Source organism: Arthrobacter sp. P1_H7 (assembly GCF_056405215.1).
The window spans coordinates 245,188-264,608 of the sequence record NZ_JBFUCO010000005.1 but is presented as its reverse complement, the minus strand read 5'-3'; the positions used below and the strand labels follow the sequence as shown (position 1 = coordinate 264,608).

The window sequence follows — 19,421 nt, the reverse complement described above, 5'->3', positions numbered from 1 at the left end:
TAAAACACCGGTGGAGCGGACCTAATGGCCCGCCCCACCGATTTAGAACTTATTGTTACTCTGCAGCTGCAGCAGCCACGATGTTCACAACGCGGCGACCACGGCGGGTGCCGAACTCGACAGCACCGGGGGTCAGGGCGAACAGGGTGTCGTCCCCGCCGCGGCCTACGCCGGCGCCCGGGTGGAAGTGGGTGCCGCGCTGGCGGACGATGATCTCGCCTGCGGAAACTACCTGGCCACCGAAGCGCTTGACGCCGAGGTACTGGGCGTTGGAGTCACGACCGTTGCGAGTGGAACTCGCGCCTTTTTTATGTGCCATTTGAAATGCCTGCCTTCAAAAATTCTGGGGAATCTGCTGGAACCTGAACAGTAACGAAGAGTTACTTGATACCGGTGATCTTGACCTTGGTCAGTTCCTGACGGTGGCCCTGACGCTTCTTGTAACCGGTCTTGTTCTTGAACTTCTGGATGACGATCTTCGGACCACGGAGGTCTTCGAGGATCTCAGCCGTAACCGTTACCTTGGCCAGGTCCGCAGCAGCAGACGTGACTTTGTCACCGTCCACCAGGAGCAGTGCGGGCAACTCAAAGGTGCTGCCGGCTCCACCGGGGACGCGGTTCAGGGTAACGAAGTCTCCAACGGAAACCTTCTCTTGGCGGCCGCCTGCGCGGACAATCGCGTACACCACTGGGGAACTCACTTCTCTCGACGTTTATTACTAGATTTGCGTGCGGAACCAGGGGCCAAATTGTTTGGACCGGCTCACGCTGTGCCTCAACGCCGGTGGATTCCCCGGGGGAACCCATGAGCTATCCCCGGAACAAATCCATTTGGAATTCCAAGCGGACTGTTCTCAGGGTCATAACCCAAGTGTTGGCGTAAGCACCGAAGATCTAGAATACGCTAATTTTGCCTTCGGCCGCAAATGAGGCTGGTTCCGGCGGGTAGTCCGTGATAGGCGCCACAACCTCCTGATGCAAAGACCCTGCCAATGTTCTTGGCCGGGATCTTGACCATCCTGAGCTGTGTTGCCGCAACGACTTCCGGAACCGTGCCCCACCATCGTACCGGTAGTCCGGGCCAGCTCGTGTCAGGCGTACAGCCGCGGCGCGTCGAAGAAGTCCACTTCGTAGCGCGATGACTGCCGGAAAGCCAGCGCCATGGCCACCCGCTCGCTCTCCGATGCCCGCCTGGCCGCCGTGTCCGTGTAAGCGATGGCCTGCCGGGTCGCGGCGGCGAAGTCCTCATCGGCGTACGTCTTCAGCCAGTCGGCGTAGGGGTGCTCCCCGGGGGCGCCGCCGGCCAGGAATTCCCGGTGCAGCGTGGAACCGACCTCGGCGTAGAGCCAGAAGCACGGCAGTGCCGCCGCCACGAGGACCCCGTAGCTGCCGGACACCGAGGCGGCCAGCAGGTGGTCCACATACGATTTCGTGACCGGGCCCAGGGTGGAGTCCGTGGGGCGGGTGCTGAGCCAGGAACGGTGCAGCTCGGATTCGACTTCCAGGCAGGTCTGCGCCGAGCGGGCCCAGAACAGCTGCTCGGCCTCGGTGGGGGCAATCGCGGCGGCCCGGGCCAGGACCCGGGAGTAGCCGTTGAGGTAGATGGCGTCCTGGGCGAGGTAGTACGCGAACTCGTGCTCGGGCAAGGACCCGTCGGCCAGTCCGCGGACGAAGTCCAGGGCGTAGATGGCTTCAAGATCGCCCGCGGCTCCTGCGCGCAGGGCTGCGGCGAACTCCCCCGCTGCCGGAACGTGTCCGGCCGGGCGGCACTGCCCGTCGCGGAGTTGCTGCCCGTCCTGGAGTTGCTGCAGGTGGTGGAAGTGGTGGACCGGGCCGTTGCCGGTGCCGACGTCCAGGACCGAGGCTTCGCGGAGCGCGCCCAGCAGCCACGGCTTGACTTCCCGCAGCGCCGCTTCCCAGTCCCCCACCCGGGCCTGCACGGTGGCCATGGCCGAGGACAGGGAGCAGCCGGTGCCGTGGCTGTTGCGCGTCGCGATCCGCTCCCCCGGCACCACCACCGTTTCCTGGCCGAGCACGCCGCCGGTGTTGACCAGCGCATCCGGGCAGCCGTCCGCGGCGTCGTTGCCTGCGGCGGCGGCGTCGGAGTCCCCGGGCTCGCCGCCCTGGAGGTGGCCGCCCTTAACCAGGACGGTGGTGCCGGTCAGGGCGGCCAGCCGCTTGCCCTGCGCCAGGGCCTCGGCCCAGTCGGCCGCGACGGGTTCCTTGAGCAGGATGGCGAGTTCAGCGAGGTTGGGCGTGATGAGGTCCGCCAGCGGCAGGAGGGACTTCAGGGCGGCCTCGGCCGATTCCTGCAGGAGCCGGTCACCGCTGGTGGCGACCATCACCGGGTCCAGGACGACGACGGCGGGGCGCACCTTTTCCAGCCAGCTGCGGACGGCGTCGATCACGGCCGCGTCACCGAGCATGCCGATCTTGACCGCGTCGATGCCGATGTCGTCGCTGATGGCGTCCAGCTGCGCCGTGAGGAACGCTGCCGGGGGGACGTGGACGGCGCGCACGCCCTGGGTGTTCTGCGCTGTCAGGGCGGTGATGGCGGCCATGCCGTAGCCGCCGTTCGCCGCGATGCTCTTCAGGTCGGCCTGGATTCCGGCCCCGCCGGAGGGATCGGAGCCGGCGATGGCCAGCACGCGGGGAATGCGCGGCGGCGCCGGCAGAGGCTCGCTGTGCAGAAAATTGGCCGGCAGAAACTCGCCGGGCAGGAACTCGGACGGATTCGATCTCGCGGACAAGGCAGACATCCCTTCGCCGGTGCTAACCGGACAGGTTCAACGGGTCTGGATCTCAGCCGGCCCGATGCCCGGCACCCCGTGTCAGTGTTCCAGCCTAGCCGCTGCCACCCTGTGGCCCCGTTAACGCACGGGCGGGCCCGGGCCTGGGCGGACGTTTGTTACGCCCGCTTGGACCCGGACCCGCAGCCCGACCAGTCGAAAGGGTGACCGGTCGGGGACGTGGTCAGTCGCGGAGGACTACAGCTCCGACGCCGGCACGCCGACGCCGAGGATGATCGGCTCGTTGCCGGCCGGGACGGACGCAGGCCTGGCCGCAGCGGGAGCCTTGGCCTCGTGAACCGATCCGGCCGCGGCCGGCCGGGTTGCCTCGCGGTGTTCCACGGAGGTTTCGTTGGCCGCGCCCTGGGCGCGGCTTGCACTCCGGTTGCGGCGCCCGCGGCGGCCGCGCGTGGTGTCGGCTGTGCGTGACGCCGGCGCCTCCGCAACGCGCACGGCCGACGGCGCCTCGGGCGCCGTGGCTTCCGGGGCGGCAACAGCCGCTGCCTGGCCGGCCGTCAAGTCCTCGGCCTGCTTGCCGGCCTCGGCCTCGCCCAGGTTGGCGAAGGCCTCGGTCAGCAGGTCCAGGGTCAGGGCAGGTGACGGCGCGTCCTCGGCGTGCTCGACGAAGGGCAGGGCCACCTGCTCGCCGCCAAACGTCAGCACCGTTGCGGGGCGGCCGGCTGCCTCGTCGGCGGCTGCGAGCTGCGTGACGGCGTCGACGGCGGCCTGGCGGGCCCCGGCGTCGCTGGCTGCGGCTGCCTCCCCGTCGTGCAGGTGCGCGGCGTGCGCCGCGGCAGCGATGTTGGCCAGCGCGGCACGGGTGGCTTCGGCCTTGGCGTGGCGTTCGGCCTCGGTGGGCTCGGCGTGGGCGGGTGCGGGTGCGGCCGGCGCGGTCTCCGCGCCCTGGCCTCCCCTGCCGCGGCGACGGCTCTTGCGTTCCGTGCGGGCAGCAGGCTGCGCCTCGGTGCGCGGCACGTAGTGCTCCGCGGCGACCGTGTTGGCGCGGCGGTGTTCCACCGGCTCGTCGTGGGTGACGATGCCGCGGCCCGCACACGTTTCGCACTGCTCGCCGAAGACTTCCAGCAGCCCGGTGCCCATCCGCTTGCGGGTCATCTGCACGAGGCCCAGCGAGGTCACCTCGGCCACCTGGTGCTTGGTCCGGTCCCGGCCCAGGCACTCCACCATGCGGCGCAGCACGAGGTCGCGGTTGGATTCGAGCACCATGTCGATGAAGTCGATCACGATGATGCCGCCGATATCGCGCAGGCGCAGCTGCCGGACGACTTCTTCGGCCGCTTCCAGGTTGTTTTTGGTGACGGTTTCCTCGAGGTTGCCGCCGGAGCCGGTGAACTTGCCGGTGTTGACGTCCACCACGGTCATGGCTTCGGTGCGGTCGATCACGAGCGAACCGCCAGAGGGCAGGAAGACCTTCCGGTCCAGGGCCTTGTGGATCTGCTCGTCGATGCGCCAGGCCGCGAAGATGTCCGTGTCCTTGGTCCACTTCTCGAGCCGGCCCACGAGGTCCGGTGCGACGTAGGTGACGTAGGCCTCGATGGTGTCCCAGGCTTCCTCGCCGGAGACGATCAGCTTGGAGAAGTCCTCGTTGAAGACGTCCCGGACCACCTTGATGGTCAGGTCAGGTTCGCCGTAGAGCAGCTCGGGGGCGAGGATCTTGGTGGACGTCGACTGGCTCTCGATGCCTTCCCACTGCGCGCGGAGGCGGTTGATGTCGTGGGTCAGCTCTTCCTCGGACGCACCCTCGGCCGCGGTGCGGACAATGACGCCCGCGTCCTCGGGCAGGCGGTCCTTGAGGATCCGCTTGAGGCGGTTGCGTTCGACGTCGGGCAGCTTGCGGGAGATGCCGGTCATGGAACCGCCGGGCACGTACACGAGGTACCGGCCGGGCAGCGAGATCTGGCTGGTGAGGCGGGCGCCCTTGTGGCCAACCGGGTCCTTGGTGACCTGGACGAGCACGGAGTCGCCGGACTTCAGCGCGTTCTCGATCCGGCGCTGCTTGCCCTCGAGGTTGACGGACTCCCAGTTCACTTCACCGGCGTAGAGCACGGCGTTGCGGCCGCGGCCGATGTCGACGAAAGCGGCTTCCATGGAGGGCAGCACGTTCTGGACCTTGCCCAAGTACACGTTGCCGATCAGGGAATCCTGCTGGGTCTTGGACACGAAGTGCTCGGCGAGGACGCCGTCTTCGAGGACACCGATCTGGATTCTGTCGTCGCGCTGGCGGACGATCATCTGGCGGTCCACGGACTCGCGGCGGGCCAGGAACTCGGCCTCGGTGATGACGGTGCGGCGGCGGCCGGTGTCGCGGGATTCGCGGCGGCGCTGCTTCTTGGCTTCCAGGCGGGTGGAGCCCTTGACGGACGTGACGCGGTTGTTGACCGGCGCCTCGGCCATCGCCCGCGGCGCACGGACGCGGGTCACCGTGTTGGGCGGATCGTCGCCTTCCCCGCCGGTCAGCTCCAGGTCCTGGTCACCGCGACGACGGCGGCGGCGGCGGCGGGAGGTCACACCGTCTTCGAGGATCACCTCGGAGCCTTCATCACCCTCCTCGGTGCCTTCGGTCTCGGTGTCGGACTCGGCAGACGTGCGGGTGCGGCCGCGCCGGCCGCGGCTGCGGCGCCGACGGCGGTTGCCGGCGTCCTCGTCCTCGTCGCCTTCTTCGTCCTCGGGCTCAGCTGCTGCCGCGGCGACGGGGGCCTGACGCACCACGGTGCTCAGGTCCGGGGCCTGGAAGATCACGGAAGTGAGGGCACCCGGTTCCATGAACAGCGACGCGGCCGGGCTTTCCTCGGGCCGGGCTTCCGGCTCTTCGGGCTGGGCTGCGGCGGGCTGGGCTGCGGTGGCGTCCGCAGCGGGTGCTTCCGTAGCGGCGGCTTCTTCAGCCGGGAGTACTGCAGCGGGTGCTTCTTCGGCCTTCGGGGCGGCATTGGCACGGCTGGCGCGGCGCCGGACCGGCTTCTCTGCAACCGTCTCCGCAACCGTTTCTGCGGCGGCAGCTGCGTCAGTGCCGGCTGCTGCGGGGGCCTCAGCCGCGGCAGGTGCGCCGGCTTCGGCGTCGCCGGCGAAGGCAGGCAACGGTTCCGGGGCGGCTACAGCTTTCCGGGTCCGGGTGCGCCGCGCGGGCGCCTTGGCCGCAGTGTCAGGTGCGGCAGTTTCAGATGCGGCTACTTCAGATACGGCTGCTTCGGGTGCGGCGGCTTCGACGCTGGCTGCCTTGCGGCGGCCCCGGACGGGCTCATCTGAGCCGGCCGCGTCGGCCAAGGCGGCGGCTTCGGCCACAGCCTCCGCAGCCTCCGCGGCGTTGACCTTGGCGACGGGCGCCTTCCGGCGGGTCCGGACGGCCCTCTTCGGCGCTGCCGGAGCCTCTGCTTCCGCAGTTCCCTGTGCTTCCCCGGCGACTGCTACTTCTTCGTTTCCGGCTACAACCTGGTCATTATCCATATGTGGCGACACTCCTGCCCCTGATGCGCCGCCACATTCGGCGCCCCTTGGGGCAAATATGCGTCAACACCCGCAGGCATTGACAGAAGTCAATTGGATACCCTCAGGTTCGCACCGGCAGTGGGGTGCGGCAGCCCTGGAGGGCCGGCGAGATTGTTTTGGAACCCGTTGACTTGCACGCCACAACCAGGTGCCGTCCAATGGCATTGCGGGACAGCTGGAATCAGAGGATCCGCAGCTCCCTGCTCATCATTGGCGGTCTTGAAACAAAATCGCCGGACCGGAATCCGGATGTGGATCGGGTTCCAGCCACGATCATTGTCTCACAGGAGCCGTCAAAGCAGGCGTAGGCGGGGCCGGAAGCGCATCAGATGCGGCCGGGCACGGCGGACGGGGCCATTCTCCGGCGCTGTTCAGCCTGCGGCGTTACAATCGGGGCAAGAAGCACCCGGTCAAGACGACTAAAAAAGGACTCAATTTCCATGCCCAGCATCTCCAGCACTGCCGGCGACGCGACCGTGCACCAACCGGGTTCCGGCCCGGCGCCCGCGGAGCGGTCCCTTCCCCCGATGACCCGCGACCGCCCGTTCGCCTGGCTCCTGCTGATCACCGGTGTCATCGGCTGGCTCGCATCCGGGGCCCTGGTGCTGGAGAAGCTGGAGGTCCTGAAGGACCCGAACCACGTCACGGTCTGCGACGTGAACCCATGGATCTCCTGCGGGCAGGTCATGCAGACACCGCAGAGTTCCGTGTTCGGCTTCCCCAACATGTTCATCGGGATCGTCGCCTTCGCCGTGATCATCACCACGGCCATGGGTATCCTCGCCGGCGCCCGGTTCGCCCGGTGGTACTGGCTGGGGCTGCAGGCGGGCGTGACGCTGGGCTTCGCGTTCGTGGTCTGGCTCTGGTCCCAGGCCCTGTATTCCATCCACATCCTGTGCCCGTTCTGCATGATCGTCTGGGCCGTGATGATCCCGCTGTTCGTCTGGGTGAGCGTCCGGAACGTCTCCCACGGCGTGATTGCGCTGCCTGCCGGCCCCGCCAAGGTGATCGGCGACTCCGGCTGGATCATTACGGCGCTGCTGTACGTCGCCGTCATCGCGACGATCTTCTTCGCCTTCATCCAGGTCTTCATCGGGACCTCCGGCTACTGAGCGCCCTCCACCGCACCGAGGTGACAGTTAAGGCCAATGCTCGCGCTGAGCATTGGCCTTTTCTGTCATCTCCGTGACATGGTCCGGGCCCATGTCGGGACTTATGGCACGACCCCGCACGCACAGGTTGGAGAAGGCTGGAGAAAGGAAGACAGGAGGCTTCATCGTGACTGTTCTTGTTGCCTATGCAAGCGCCTTGGGGTCCACCCGGGAGATAGCCCAACATATGGCGTCCCGGATGGCGGTTGCACTGGGCGAGGTGGAGTGCCGGTCCGTGGAGGAAGTCGAGGCTGTCTCCCGCTATGAGGCTGTCGTCGTCGGCAGCGCCATCCACAACCAGGCCTGGCTGCCCCCGGCTTTGCTGTTCTTCAAACACCATGCCCGCGAGCTGGCCAATCGACCCGTCTGGGCCTTCAGCGTAGGCATGGCGGATGCGCTGCCCAAGCCGTTTCGCCGTCGCGGCGCGGCCCTGCAACAGGAACGTCTGGCCGAAGTCCTGAACAAGGAAGTTCCGCTTCGGGACCACAAAATCTTCTCCGGCGTCTACCAGGCCGGCCAGATGCCGGCACCGCTCCGGATGGTGTTCCGGCTAGTCGGCGGCCGTTTTGGGGATTTGCGGGACTGGGCGGCTGTCGACGACTGGACGGATCAGATTACGGACCAACTCGCAAAACCTGCTTCGTCCACATCTTCAGGCAGCATCACAGGATAATGCCATCGAGACTGCACAGTCCGGTCCGACCGCCTGGCGGGGGGAGCGTGCCCGGGAGGCCCCATGACGGTTGTGAGGATTCGCACCGAACGAGGGGACATGCCTGCCTACGCGGCGACGCCGGCCGGTGCCGGTCCGTGGCCCGGGGTCGTCGTCATCCATGACGCACTCGGCCTGAGCCGTGACACCAGAGGCCAGGCCGACTGGCTGGCCAGCGAGGGGTTCCTCGCCGTGGCGCCCGACTTGTTTTACTGGGGCAGCAGGGCGACTTGCCTGTGGTCCCTCATCCGCGGCTGGCGGCCCCTCGGCGACCTGGACGTCACCCGCGCCTGGCTGGCCGGACAGGACGGCTGTACCGGCCGGATCGGCGTGATCGGCTTCTGCATGGGCGGCGGGTTCGCCCTCATGCTGGCCCCGGACCATGACTTCGCCGCGGCAAGCGTCAACTACGGTGGACTCGATGAGGAAACCGCCCGTGCAATGCCCCGCGCCTGCCCCATCGTTGGCAGTTACGGCGGCAGGGACCGCTGGCCCGGAGTGCGCAAGGTCCCGGCCCGTCTGGAGCCGCTGCTCGCCGAGGCCGGAATAGACCATGACATCAAGGTCTATCCCGACGCCGGTCACGGATTCCTCAACAGGCATGGCCCGTCGGACCTCACGTTCGGGGACAAGTTGCTCGCGAAGCTGGTCGCTGCCGGTTACCACGAGCCCTCCGCCGAGGACGCGCGCCTGCGCATCCTCGGCTTCTTCCGGGAACACCTGACCACCCCTGAGGGGGAAGCGCGATGATGCACCCTGCACCGAGGGGATCCCTGCTGGCAGCCGGTGCCGTGGCCGTTTTCACCACCGGCTACCTGGCCGTTGTGCGGCCACGCCTGCTTCGCTGGGGTGCGACCGTTGACGAAGCGCGGGGACCTTACCCGGGCGCCGGGTTGATTCCGGGCAGCACCCGAAGCGCGACCATGGCCGTCACCATCGATGCGCCCCCTTCCCGCGTGTGGCCCTGGCTGGTGCAGATGGGAACGGATCGCGCCGGCTGGTACAGCTGGGACCGTCTCGACAACTTCGGGCGCCGCAGCGCAGAGAGCATCCATCCGGAGTGGCAGGACATCGCCATCGGTGACCGTCTGGCGGCGAAGCCCGACGGCAGCGAGTGGTGGGCGGTCGCGGCGCTTGAACCCGAGAGGTTCCTGGGCCTGCGGATGTCGGTCGATCTCCGGGGGCGTCCATTCGACCCGGCACGAACCGGGCCGCGCTATTACACTGACTCGCTCTGGGGATTCGAGTTGCGGGAGGCCCCTGCTGAGCGCACCCGGCTGGTCGTCAGCGGGTACTGGTCGCTACGGCCACAATGGCTGCAACCCATCATGAGCATTGCCATGCTGGAGCCCGCGCACTGGGTCATGCAGTCCCGTCAGTTCTCGAATCTGTTGCGGCTCGCCAGCCGTTGAGAGGGCACCGGACCCGGAAGGCCCGGTGCAGGCAGCGAACCCCTCCGCCGCGAGGTGCCAGATCGCGGCGGGACAGTTAAGGCCAATGAACGCGTGCGAACATTGGCCTTAACTGTCCCCTCGGTGCTGAGGGTGTCCCGAAACCTGGGCTAGAACCAGATCTTGATCTCGCGCTCGGCGGATTCCGCCGAATCCGAGCCGTGGACCAGGTTCTGCTGTACCTTCAGGCCCCAGTCGCGGCCGAAGTCGCCGCGGATGGTGCCGGGTGCCGCCGTCGTCGGGTCCGTGGTGCCGGCGAGGGTGCGGAAGCCCTCGATCACGCGGTGGCCCTCGAAGATCGCGGCGACCACGGGGCCGCTGAGCATGAACTCAACCAGCGGCTCGTAGAACGGCTTGCCGACGTGCTCCTCGTAGTGCTGCTCCAGCAGTTCGCGGCTCGCGTCGACTTTCTTGAGCTCGGCCAGGGTGTAGCCCTTGGCTTCGATCCGGCTCAGGATGGCGCCGGACAGGTTGCGGGCGACGCCGTCGGGCTTGATCAGGACGAGGGTGCGCTCAATGCTCACAGCTGCTCCAATGTGTTGGGGTGGGATTCGGGTCAAGTCTACGGGGTTCGGGCCAGGTGCCCGGGATGGACGGTCAGGCGTTGTTTCCGGGCGCGCGGCCCTGGGGGTGGGCGGCATCCCAGTCAGCCTGCTCGCGCTCCCGCTGGGCGGCTTCGCGGTCAATCCGGATGCCGGTCCGGATCCCGTACCACCACGCCACGGCGAAGAGCGCGCCGACGAGGTACATGGCCGGTTCCACGATGCCGCTCAGGATCAGCACGAGCTGCAGGATCCAGCCCAGGGCCACTCCCCAAGGCTTCGAGAGGACCGCGCAGGTGAAGACGAAGACCAGGCACAGGCCGATCCCGACCGAGAAGACCAGGGCCGCAGGGTATTCGTTCCGGTGCAGTCCAAAAACGGCCAGTGTCCCGAAGAGCACCACGAACGCTTCCAGCAACAGGACCGTGGAGGCGAACATGACCTTCGTGGAACGTCGTTTCTTGGGCATTCCCGGGCGCCATTCGCGCTGGGCTTTGGTGAGTTTCGCCATCGCTTACGCGTCCGCCTTTCCGAGCAGGATCCGGGCGTCCGCGACGAGCGTGATCGAGCCGGTCACGAGGACCCCGCCGGCGAGCTCGTCGTCGGCTTCGGCACGTTCCACGGCCCATTCGAGGGCGTCGTCGAGCTTCTCGGCGACGTGGATGTTCTCCTCGCCGAAGCCCAGGTCAACCGCGATCTCGGCCAGGTCCTCGGCCGGGACGGCCCGGGGCGAGTTGGACTGGGTGAAGCAGTATTCGGTGGCGAGCCCGCCCAGGGATTCCTTGAGCTGGCGCAGGATCTCCTCGGCGTCCTTTTCCCGCAGCACACCGACCACCACCACCAGCTTGGTGAAGTTGAAGGCCTCGTGGATGGCCTCGGCGGAGACCCGGATGCCCTCCGGGTTGTGGGCGGCGTCCACGATGATGGTCGGCGCGGTGCGGACCACCTCGAGCCGGCCCGGGGAGGTGACGGAGGCGAAGGCCTCCTGCAGGATCTCGGCGTCGATCGCCTTTTCCCCGCCGAAGAACGCTTCCAGCGCGGCAATGGCGACGGCGGCGTTCTCGGCCTGGTGCGCGCCGTGCAGCGGTACCAGCAGGTCCTCGTAGCGGCCCGCGATGCCCTGGATGGTCACCATCTGGCCGCCCACCGCGACGGTGCGGGATTCAACGCCGAACTCCACACCCTCGAAGCGGAACGGCACGTTGACCTCCTTGGCCTTCTCCAGCAGGACCTGGGCCGCGTCGACCGGCTGCGCCGCGCTGATGAGGAAGCCGCCGGGCTTGATGATGCCGGCTTTCTCATAGGCGATGTCCCCGGTGGTGTCGCCCAGCAAATCGGTGTGGTCCAGGGAGATCGGGGTGATCACGGCCACCTGGCCGTCGCCGACGTTCGTGGCGTCGGTGATGCCGCCCAGGCCCACTTCCATGACCGCGACGTTGACCGGCTGGTCCGCGAAGACCGCGAAGCCCAGGATGGTCAGGCACTCGAAGTAGGTCAGCCGGGGCTGGCCCGCCGCCTCGAGTTCGCCGTCCACGATCTGCAGGTAGGGCCGGATCTCGTCCCAGATCCGGACGAACGTCTCATCCGGCACCGGGGCGCCGTCGATGCTGATCCGCTCGGTGACCTTGGACAGGTGCGGGCTCGTGTAGCGGCCGGTGCTCAGGCCGTGGGCGCGCAGCCCTGCCTCGATCATCCGGGCCGTGGAGGTCTTGCCGTTGGTGCCGGTGACGTGAATGATCGGGAACGCCTTGTTCGGCTCCCCCAGGATTTCCATCGCCCGGTGCAGCGGGGCGAGCCGCGGCTCCATTTTGTTTTCCGGCGCCCGGCCCAGGAGCTCGGCGTAGACGCTTTCCACGGAGAATTCGTCGGTCATGGCTTAGGCTCCAACTTTCTTGGCGACGCTGACCTGCGGGTCCTTGACGTCGGCCGCCAGGGTTTCCAGCTCGACGGTCAGGGTTTCGGTCTTGACCAGTTCCGCGTTGGCCAGCAGTGCCTCGACGACGTCCTGCTTCGCCGTGACGGACGTGCTGATCCGGTCGCTGACATTGAGCCCGGCGTCCTTGCGGGCCTGCTGGATGGCGCGGACCATGTCACGTGCCAGGCCTTCAGCCTCCAGCTCCGGGGTGACCTCGGTGTTGAGGACCACGAACCCGCCGCCGGGAAGGACGGCGGCCGCCCTTGTGGCAGGACCAGCTCCTTCGCCTTCCGCGGCTTCGGCCACGACGGTTTCGAGCGTGTACTCCTGCGGCTCGAGGTCAAGGCCGCCGGCGGTGACCACCCCGGCGTCGCTGACCGACCAGTCCCCGGACTTGGAGCCCTTGATGGCCTGCTGGACGTTCTTGCCCAGGCGCGGGCCGGCGGCCCGGGCGTTGACCACGAGCTTCTGCTCGATGCCGAACTCCTCCGGGGAGGCGTTCTCGGCGTCAAGCAGGCGGACCGAGCGCAGGTTCAGTTCATCGGCGACGACGGCGGCGAATCCGCCCAGCGCGTCCGCGCCGGGCGCCACGACCGTGAGTTCCTGCAGCGGCAGGCGCACGCGCAGGTTCGCGGCCTTGCGCAGCGAGGAGCCGGTGGAGCAGATCTGCTGCACGCGGTCCATCGCCTCGACCAGGCCCGGGTTGGCCGGGAACAGTCCGGCGTCCGGCCAGTCGGCCAGGTGCACGGAGCGCCCGCCGGTGAGGCCGCGCCAGATTTCCTCGGAGATCAGCGGCAGCAGGGACGCGGCCACCCGGGTGACGGTTTCCAGCGCGGTGTAGAGCGCGTCGAAGGCGTCAACGCTCTCGTCGAAGAAGCGCTGGCGGCTGCGGCGGACGTACCAGTTGGTGAGCATGTCCAGGTAGCTGCGCAGCTCGTCGCAGGCGCCGGAGATGTCGTAGCTGTCCAGCTGGGCGGTCATGTTCCGGACCAGGTCCCCGGTGTTGGCCATCAGGTACTGGTCCAGGGTGTCGGCGTAGCCGTCGTAGCGGAGCTTCGCGTCGTAGCCGGACGCTTTTCCACCGGTTGCACCCGCGGCGTTCGTGTAGAGCGTGAAGAAGCTGTACACGTTCCACAGCGGCAGGATGACCTGGCGGACGCCGTCGCGGATGCCCTGCTCGGTGACCACGAGGTTGCCGCCGCGCAGGATCGGGCTGGACATCAGGAACCAGCGCATGGCGTCGGAGCCGTCGCGGTCCAGGACCTCGGAGACGTCCGGGTAGTTGCGCAGGCTCTTGGACATCTTCTGCCCGTCCGAACCCAGCACGATGCCGTGGCTGATGACGTTGCGGAAGGCCGGCCGGTCGAACAGCGCGGTGGAGAGGATGTGGAGCATGTAGAACCAGCCGCGGGTCTGGCCGATGTACTCGACGATGAAGTCCGCCGGATTGTGGGTGTCGAACCATTCCTCGTTCTGGAACGGGTAGTGGACCTGGCCGTAGGGCATGGACCCGGAGTCGAACCAGACGTCCAGGACGTCTTCGACGCGGCGCATCACGGACTGGCCCTCTTCCGGGGTGCGGGGGTCATCCGGGTTCGGGCGGGTGAGCTCGTCGATGAACGGCCGGTGCAGGTCCACCTGGCCGTCGTTGTTCAGCGGCAGCCGGCCGAAGTCGGCCTCGATCTCGGCCAGGGAGCCGTAGACGTCGGTGCGCGGGTAGTCCGGGTCCGTGGACTGCCAGACGGGGATAGGGCTGCCCCAGTAGCGGTTGCGGCTGATGGACCAGTCGCGGGCGTTGGCGAGCCACTTGCCGAACTGGCCGTCCTTGACGTTGCCCGGGATCCAGTTGATGTCCTGGTTGAGCTCGGACATGCGGTCCTTGAACTTGGTGACCTCGACGTACCAGGAGGACACGGCGCGGTAGATCAGCGGGTTGCGGCAGCGCCAGCAGTGCGGGTAGCTGTGCTCATAGCTCGCCTGGCGGACCAGGCGGCCCTGGGCGCGGAGCACCTGGGTGATGGGCTTGTTGGCCTCGAACACCTGCAGTCCGGCGATTTCGGCGAGGTCGCCGTGGCCGAAGAGCGGCAGGAACTTTGCGCCCTCGTCGACCGAGAGGACCACCGGGATGCCGGCCTCTTCACAGATCTTCTGGTCGTCTTCGCCGTAGGCGGGGGCCTGGTGGACGATGCCGGTGCCGTCGGTGGTGGTGACGTAGTCAGCCACGAGGAAGCGCCAGGCGTTCTCGGTGCCGTACTTTTCGGCGTCGTGGAAGTAGTCCCAAAGCGGCTCGTAGCTCAGGCCGTTGAGTTCGGCGCCGGTGTGGCGGGAGGTGATGGCGGCTTCCGCGGCGGCGGCGCCCTCGGCCCCGTCGCCGTAGCCGAGGTCCTTGGCGTAGGCGCCCAGGAGGTCAGCGGCGAGCAGGAAGCTGCCCGTGACGGGGGCGTCGGCCGCGGCGGCCTTGATCCCGTGCGGGCCGGCCGGCAGGACCACGTAGCTGATGTCGGGCCCGACGGCGAGCGCCAGGTTGGTCGGCAGCGTCCAGGGCGTGGTGGTCCAGGCAAGTGCCTGCACCCCGGCGAGCTGCCTGGACAGCTCCGACTCCCCCGCCGTGATGGGGAAAGTGACTGTGACGGTCTGGTCCTGGCGGTTCTTGTAGACGTCGTCGTCCATGCGCAGCTCATGGTTGGACAGCGGCGTCTCGTCCTTCCAGCAGTACGGCAGGACGCGGTAGCCGTTGTAGGTCAGGCCCTTTTCGTGCAGCTGCTTGAAGGCCCAGAGCACGGACTCCATGTATTCGACGTTGAGCGTCTTGTAGTCGTTCTCGAAGTCCACCCAGCGCGCCTGGCGTGTGACGTAGCTCTTCCATTCGTCGGCGTACTTCATGACGGAGGCACGGCAGGCGTCGTTGAACTTGTCGATGCCCATGGCCTCGATCTGGGTCTTGTCCGTCATGCCCAGCTGCTTCATGGCTTCCAGCTCGGCGGGCAGGCCGTGCGTGTCCCAGCCGAAGCGGCGCTCCACGCGGCGGCCGCGCTGGGTCTGGTAGCGGCCCACGAGGTCCTTGGCGTAGCCGGTCAGGAGGTGGCCGTAGTGCGGCAGGCCGTTGGCGAAGGGCGGGCCGTCGTAGAAGACGAATTCGTTGGACCCGTCCTGACCAGCATCCCGCTGGTCGATGCTCGCCTGGAAGGTGCCGTCCTGGTCCCAGTATTTGAGGATGCGCTCTTCGATCTCCGGGAACTTCACGGAGGCAGACACACCGGAGGTGTTGGAAACTGTGTTGGAAGTTGCGTTTGACGCAGAGGTGGTGGAGCCGGCGCCTGCGGCGGAGGCCTTGGGGTAATAAGTCATCTCGACATCCTGGGTTGAGCTGGTGAACACATGCATTCAGGATGCGAGGACGGCCCTGTTGTCTTCCGACACCACGAACCGCGGTACCACCTCACTTACCGCCACCGGTCCTCTCCCCTTCGCGAAGGGCGCTGCACCGGCGTCGGCCGCTCATTACTGCTGTGACGGGCTTACCCGTCCGGTTCTACTTGCCATTGCGTGCGTGTGCGACTGAGTCTCCACCGCCCGCGAGGGTGTTCTTCCGGAAGCTCACCGGTGATGGCCGGGTCAAAGCTGCTACGTCGATGGTACCGGAGAATCACTGTGTTTCACTGCCCCAAACGCAGAGACGGGCAGTGACACTGCGTTTCCCGGTGCGGCAAACTCCGCTGTGAGGGGCGACGCCGGCGGTCCGACTGCATAGACTCTTGCCATGACCGTCCCCCGGCCGCCCCGGGCCTACCCGTGAAGCGCCGCAGCGCCAGCCGGCGGTGGCACGTGTCCTCTGCCCTGTGCGCCGCGCCCGTTGCGGTGGTATCCATCTTCCGGGCGGTCCCGGCGCCGTGGCCGGCCCCTGTGGTCCAGCTCGTGGCCTTCACGCCCTGGTTCGTGCTCCCCGCCGGCGCGGCCCTGCTGCTCGCGCTGCCGGGGCGGCGTCCTTGGGCGGTCCTCCCGGCCGGCGCCCTCCTGGCCCTCCAGCTGCTGTGGCTGTTCCCGCCGGACCGGGTGGCTGACCGATTCCTGGCCCGGGAGGCGGATCCGCCGCATGGCGAGCAACAGAGCACAGGCCAGGAACAGGCCGCAGCCCCGGCACCGGCGGCGGAACTGACGGTCATGAGCCTCAACGCCTGGAAAGGCCAGGCGGACGCCGCGGAAGTGGTCCGGCTGGTGCGTGAAAACGGCGTCGGGTTCCTTGCCGTCCAGGAACTCTCGCCGGCCCTGGAAAAACGGCTGGACGCGGAGGGGCTGGGCGCGCTGCTTCCGCACCGGATCAGCCGTTCGAGGGACGGTGCGGGCGGCGGCGCCATGTATTCCTCCCGCCCGATGATTCCGGTGGACTCCGTGGACGGTTCCGCCTTCCACATGCCCACGGTGCAGTTGGAGCTCGACGCCGGCGGCCGGCCGGCCCCCCTCACCGTGACCAACGTGCACACCAAGGCTCCTGTGTGGGGACGGGCCGGGCAGTGGCGGAGCGAATTGGCTGCCCTGGGCCGCCTTGCTGCCCGTCCCGGCAGCATGCTGCTGCTGGGCGACTTCAACGCCACCCTCGACCACGCGGAGTTCCGCCAGATCCTTCAGGGCCCGGACGGCAGCGGGCCCGATGGCCCCCGCGTCGACGCCGGCGCCGCCGCCCTGGCGCGGCTGGTGCCGACCTGGCCCATGGCCGGGCCCCCGCTGCCGGGCGTGGTGATCGACCACATCGTGACCGGCCCGCGGGTGCGCAGCAGCGGCTATGCCGTGCTGCCGGTGGCCGGGACGGACCACGCGGCGGTCCTGGCCACGTTGTCCGTCCCGGCGGCGGACTAGCTGCGCGGCAGTTTCATGCCGGCCTCGGCCATCACGTCCCGGAGCCGGTCCGGGTAATCCGTGATCAGCCCGTCCACGCCGGCACCGATGAGCGCCCGCATGGTGGGCTTGTCATCAACGGTCCACGGAATGACCTGCATGCCGGCCGCGTGGGCACGGCGGACCATGTCGGCGGTGACGTAGGGAACATAGCCCGGATCCGTCACGGCGCCGTTCTGCGGCGTGCCGTGCACCGGTGAGATGGCATCGAAGCCCAGGGAGGAGGCTGCGGCGACGAGGTCACCGCCGAAGTCATCGGCGTCGATGCCGCCCAGCCACGGCGACTTGCCCGGCTGGCCTGCCTGGAGGAAGTCCTTGTTGGTCAGGGCCACGGTGCGGATCTGGGGATCCTGCTGCTGCACCAGGCGCAATGAACCCCAGTCGAAGCTCTGGATTGAGACACGGCTCTGCATGCGGGCGGCCTTGATTTCGCGGAGGGCGACATCGACGAACTGCTCACGCGGCGCGGTTTCCTGCGGCGCACCTGCCTCCACCTTGGTTTCGATATTGAACTTAACCCGGCTGGCGCGGTGGGAGTCCGCCAACGCGAAGACCTCGGCGAGCGTGGGCATCTTGGCGCCCGGCGAGGCCGCCTGGCCCGGGAACTGGGGCAGCGTGAGGGTGCCGCAGTCCAGGCTCCGGACCTGCGCGAACGTCAGGTCCTTGACGTATTGGCCCACGTAAGGGAACTGGGGGTCGTTCGGCGTGACAGGAGCCGTGTCCAGGCACTTCTGGCCGCTGATCTTGCGGTCGTGGGTGATGACCTCGTGGCCGTCCTTGGTGATCTGGAGGTCAAGTTCAAGGGTGGAGACGCCGGTCTCGATCCCCTTCGCGAACGACGCCAGGGTTGACTCGACGCTCAGGCCGATGCCGCCTCGATGGGCCTCGAGGTCAAAGTGGTTGTCCTGGCCGTTGGGGTTCGTGTCGGCCGCGTTTGCCTGGGCGGCGGCGGTGAGGAGCAGGGCTGCGCTGAGTACGGCAGCGCCGAGCTTCGTCGGGGTTCGCATGGGAAAGTTCTCCACTCTGGTGGTGTGCAGTTGCATGCGCCACCTTGCCCAACCCCGGCCAACTCCGGACCATCGCAGCCTGACCTCCGCCCCACGCCACGGTGAACGTCCGGTGTCGCCGCCGGACGTCCCGTCCCCCGCGCCCGGCCCCTGCCCCGGCCCGCCGGCCCCGGGCCGCCGCGCTACTGGTTCTTGCGGATCAGCTTGTAGTTGGCCGCCTGCGCTACCGGGCGGATCACGATCTGGTCCAGGTTGATGTGGTGCGGCGCGACGACGGCGTAGCGGACCACATCGGCCACGTCCTCGGCGGTCAGCGGCTTCTCGACTCCCTGGTACACCTTGGCCGCCGCGTCCTGGTCGCCGAGGCGGTTCAGGGCGAACTCCTCGGTCTGCACCAGCCCGGGGGCCACCTCGATCACGCGGAGGTTGTGCTCGGCCTCTTCGAGCCGCAGGGCGCCGGTCAGGGCGTGCTGGGCGAACTTGGCCGCGTTGTAGCCGCCGCCGCCCTCATAGGCCGCGAGCCCGGCGGTGGAGGTCAGGTTCAGCACGGTGCCCTCGCCGCAGGCACGCAGCATGGGCAGGAACGCGCGGATCAGCTTCATGCTGCCCAGCACGTTGACCTGGAACATCCATTCCCAGTCCTCGGTCTTGGCCCCGGCAACCTTGTCGGCGCCGCGGGCACCGCCCGCGATGTTAATCAGCGTGTCGATGCCGCCGGCGCGGGTCACTTCATCGAGCAGCCGGGCCACATCGGCGTCGTCGGTCACATCGGCGGGAAGGGCGATGGCGCCGGTTTCGGCGGCGAGCGCTTCGAGCCGGTCGGCACGGCGGGCGACGGCGAACACGGTCCAGCCTTCCTTGCGGAGCGCACGCACCGTGGCCTCGCCGATTCCGGTGCTGGCGCCGGTGACGACAGCTGCTTTGGCTGCTGTGGAGTTGGTTACGGGTGCTGTATTTGCAGTTCCTGCGTTATGGATTCCCTCAGTCATGGCACCACCCTAACGGCAATGCCTGGCTCATTTCCTGCTGTTGCCGCTGTGCTCCAGGAACTCCTTCAGCACACGGGCATGGTTGGTCTCCGGGTCCCGTGCACCGAACAGCAGCGTCACTTTCCCATGCTCCGCCGCGAGTCCGTACAGCGTCTGCACGGCGGGGTTGGTTTCGAGCTCGGCCTCGTAGGCCGCCCGGAAGTCCGCGAACCGCTCCTGCATGTGCCCGAATTCCTTGCGCAGCGGCGGGGACGGCGCCGCGTCCTTGAGCCAGAGCTCCAGCCGGGCCCGTTCCTTGCTGACTCCCCGCGGCCAGAGCCGGTCCACCAGGACCCGGCAGCCGTCGTCGTCGGAAGGATCCGCATAGATGCGCTTGATCGCGAAGGTTCCGGCAGAATTTCCCTCAGAATTGCCCATCTGCGCATGCTACTTCACGTTACTTCGGCAGCTCCCGCACCCGGAGAACCCGCC

General features: G+C 67.9%; 16 protein-coding genes and 1 riboswitch. Of the genes, 5 read left to right on the top strand and 11 right to left on the bottom strand.

Annotated features, from left to right (window positions below):
* Nucleotides 1-55: 55 nt before the first annotated feature.
* The 4 genes from rpmA to AC1DXI_RS07620 all read right to left on the bottom strand — a co-directional run bounded on the left by rpmA (nt 56) and on the right by AC1DXI_RS07620 (nt 6,248).
* Nucleotides 56-319 carry a 50S ribosomal protein L27 gene (gene rpmA / locus AC1DXI_RS07635; protein ID WP_009372867.1) on the bottom strand — a complete coding sequence of 88 codons (264 nt, stop codon included), beginning with the start codon at nt 317-319 and terminating at the stop codon, nt 56-58.
* 61 nt (nt 320-380) lie between these two features.
* Nucleotides 381-689, bottom strand: a complete 309-nt coding sequence (rplU, locus tag AC1DXI_RS07630; protein WP_018773353.1) for a 50S ribosomal protein L21 — start codon at nt 687-689, stop codon at nt 381-383.
* 402 nt (nt 690-1,091) lie between these two features.
* Nucleotides 1,092-2,759 (bottom strand): bifunctional hydroxymethylpyrimidine kinase/phosphomethylpyrimidine kinase, encoded by a 1,668-nt coding sequence (locus tag AC1DXI_RS07625; protein WP_476938095.1) that lies wholly within the window; start codon nt 2,757-2,759, stop codon nt 1,092-1,094.
* A riboswitch (TPP riboswitch) is annotated at nt 2,742-2,839 on the bottom strand. It overlaps the preceding gene by 18 nt.
* Nucleotides 2,840-2,987: 148 nt before the next feature.
* Nucleotides 2,988-6,248 carry an Rne/Rng family ribonuclease gene (locus AC1DXI_RS07620; RefSeq protein WP_476938094.1) on the bottom strand — a complete coding sequence of 1,087 codons (3,261 nt, stop codon included), beginning with the start codon at nt 6,246-6,248 and terminating at the stop codon, nt 2,988-2,990.
* Between the two features lie 482 nt (nt 6,249-6,730).
* On the opposite strand from AC1DXI_RS07620, the gene AC1DXI_RS07615 reads away from it, so the two are divergent.
* The 4 genes from AC1DXI_RS07615 (at nt 6,731) to AC1DXI_RS07600 (ending at nt 9,565) form a co-directional block, all read left to right on the top strand.
* On the top strand, nt 6,731-7,402 hold the full coding sequence (locus AC1DXI_RS07615; RefSeq protein WP_476938093.1) for a vitamin K epoxide reductase family protein: 672 nt from the start codon (nt 6,731-6,733) through the stop codon (nt 7,400-7,402).
* Between the two features lie 166 nt (nt 7,403-7,568).
* Nucleotides 7,569-8,114, top strand: a complete 546-nt coding sequence (locus tag AC1DXI_RS07610; protein ID WP_476938092.1) for a flavodoxin domain-containing protein — start codon at nt 7,569-7,571, stop codon at nt 8,112-8,114.
* Nucleotides 8,115-8,213: 99 nt separating this feature from the next.
* The gene (locus AC1DXI_RS07605; protein ID WP_476938091.1) at nt 8,214-8,903 is read left to right on the top strand and encodes a dienelactone hydrolase family protein; all 690 of its coding nucleotides are present in this window, start codon (nt 8,214-8,216) and stop codon (nt 8,901-8,903) included.
* A 173-nt stretch (nt 8,904-9,076) separates the two neighbouring features.
* Nucleotides 9,077-9,565, top strand: coding sequence for a hypothetical protein (locus AC1DXI_RS07600; protein ID WP_476938090.1), 489 nt, complete (start codon nt 9,077-9,079; stop codon nt 9,563-9,565).
* Nucleotides 9,566-9,714: 149 nt separating this feature from the next.
* Here AC1DXI_RS07600 and ndk read toward each other — a convergent pair whose 3' ends face one another.
* The 4 genes from ndk to ileS form a co-directional block, all read right to left on the bottom strand.
* Nucleotides 9,715-10,128 (bottom strand): nucleoside-diphosphate kinase, encoded by a 414-nt coding sequence (gene ndk, locus AC1DXI_RS07595; protein ID WP_018773361.1) that lies wholly within the window; start codon nt 10,126-10,128, stop codon nt 9,715-9,717.
* A 73-nt stretch (nt 10,129-10,201) separates the two neighbouring features.
* On the bottom strand, nt 10,202-10,657 hold the full coding sequence (locus AC1DXI_RS07590) for a DUF4233 domain-containing protein (protein WP_476938089.1): 456 nt from the start codon (nt 10,655-10,657) through the stop codon (nt 10,202-10,204).
* A 3-nt stretch (nt 10,658-10,660) separates the two neighbouring features.
* Nucleotides 10,661-12,019 carry a bifunctional folylpolyglutamate synthase/dihydrofolate synthase gene (locus tag AC1DXI_RS07585; protein WP_026537123.1) on the bottom strand — a complete coding sequence of 453 codons (1,359 nt, stop codon included), beginning with the start codon at nt 12,017-12,019 and terminating at the stop codon, nt 10,661-10,663.
* 3 nt (nt 12,020-12,022) lie between these two features.
* The gene (ileS, locus tag AC1DXI_RS07580; RefSeq protein WP_476938088.1) at nt 12,023-15,409 is read right to left on the bottom strand and encodes an isoleucine--tRNA ligase; all 3,387 of its coding nucleotides are present in this window, start codon (nt 15,407-15,409) and stop codon (nt 12,023-12,025) included.
* Nucleotides 15,410-15,853: 444 nt separating this feature from the next.
* Between ileS and AC1DXI_RS07575 the strand changes: the two genes are divergently transcribed.
* Entirely contained in the window at nt 15,854-16,915 is a 1,062-nt protein-coding gene (locus AC1DXI_RS07575; protein WP_476938087.1) for an endonuclease/exonuclease/phosphatase family protein, read from the top strand.
* On the opposite strand, the gene AC1DXI_RS07570 is transcribed toward AC1DXI_RS07575, so the two are convergent.
* The 3 genes from AC1DXI_RS07570 to AC1DXI_RS07560 all read right to left on the bottom strand — a co-directional run bounded on the left by AC1DXI_RS07570 (nt 16,912) and on the right by AC1DXI_RS07560 (nt 19,367).
* Nucleotides 16,912-17,961 (bottom strand): glycerophosphodiester phosphodiesterase, encoded by a 1,050-nt coding sequence (locus AC1DXI_RS07570; RefSeq protein WP_476938086.1) that lies wholly within the window; start codon nt 17,959-17,961, stop codon nt 16,912-16,914. The genes AC1DXI_RS07575 and AC1DXI_RS07570 overlap by 4 nt on opposite strands.
* Nucleotides 17,962-18,143: 182 nt before the next feature.
* Entirely contained in the window at nt 18,144-18,950 is an 807-nt protein-coding gene (locus tag AC1DXI_RS07565; protein WP_476938085.1) for an SDR family oxidoreductase, read from the bottom strand.
* A gap of 27 nt (nt 18,951-18,977) precedes the next feature.
* The gene (locus tag AC1DXI_RS07560) at nt 18,978-19,367 is read right to left on the bottom strand and encodes a DUF488 domain-containing protein (protein WP_476938084.1); all 390 of its coding nucleotides are present in this window, start codon (nt 19,365-19,367) and stop codon (nt 18,978-18,980) included.
* Between the last annotated feature and the right edge of the window lie 54 nt (nt 19,368-19,421).